Source organism: Psychrobacter sp. 1U2 (assembly GCF_051847575.1).
The window spans coordinates 1-1,198 of the sequence record NZ_JBPYDC010000331.1 but is presented as its reverse complement, the minus strand read 5'-3'; the positions used below and the strand labels follow the sequence as shown (position 1 = coordinate 1,198).

The 1,198-nt window shown below is 42.5% G+C and carries 1 protein-coding gene; it reads left to right on the top strand.

Annotation, left to right across the window (positions count from 1 at the left end):
- Positions 1 to 362 precede the first annotated feature (362 nt).
- On the top strand, positions 363 to 1,198 hold an 836-nt coding region (locus tag ACS8FD_RS15565; protein WP_439276517.1), incomplete at its 3' end, for a c-type cytochrome.

Genomic DNA, 1,198 nt, shown 5'->3' with positions numbered 1-1,198 from the left:
AGCAAAGTCTAAAAAAAACCTAATCAGTCATTTGCCTCTACCATCTTTTACTCACAGCAGAATAATTATAAGTTCATTACCCTTCTTGACATCTATCTACTTTATTTTTCTCATTTATTGATCAAGCTAGCAAATAATATAATACCTTAGAATCAGTATGGTTTTATACAGTTAGAATGTGATAATATCCCCCATTAAATCCTTAATGATAATATGGTATTAATCGAAGCTATTACATTATAGTAAATAGCACGATTAATTTTTTTTTGGCAAGTGAAAAAATTCTAATGGAGGGTAAGCTTGTGAGAAATGGGCTTATAAAAAAATGGCCACTGATTATAATCATAATTGTCATCATTGGGTTGGCCATCGCATTTATCATTGGGCAATTACTGCCGAATATACGCATCAGCAGTAGCGATATTAAGGTCAATATCACTGATCCGGCTCTCATCAAGCAAGGTGAATACATCGCACGTACCGCTGACTGCGTCGCTTGCCATACGACACTAGACGGCGAAACTTATGCTGGCGGCTTGCCGATGCTAACCCCACTTGGTGCTATCTACTCTACCAACATTACCCCTGATAAAGAAGCTGGTATCGGTAATTATAGTTTTGACGACTTCAAAAATGCGGTCAAACACGGCGTCGCCCCTGGTAATAAAGCGCTATACCCTGCTATGCCTTACCCGTCTTATCAGCTGATGTCAGATGAAGATATGGCAGCGATGTATGCCTTTTTTATGTCGGATGTCAAAGCAGTCAATCAGCCGAATGTAGAAAGCGAGCTACCACCCGTGGCAAACTGGCGCTGGCCATTGGCTTACTGGCAAGTCTTATTTGATCGCAAGCGTGATTTTATCCCTGAGACCGATGATGCCGTACTGACTCGTGGGCAATACTTAATCGAAGGCCCCGGACATTGCGGTTCTTGCCATACTGAGCGCGGTATTGGCTTTCAAGAAGTCACTTTAAGTAATGCAGACTCTGCTGAATATTTAAGCGGCGCGGTCATCGATGGCTGGCGTGCCAAAAGCATACGCGGTGAACAACGCGGACTTGGTACTTGGACCATCGCAGAGTTAAATGATTTTTTCAAGACAGGTCGTACCGATACGACTGCTGCCTTTGGCGCCATGGCTGAAGTAGTCGAGCATAGTACTCAATATATGACTGACTATGATATCAACGCCAT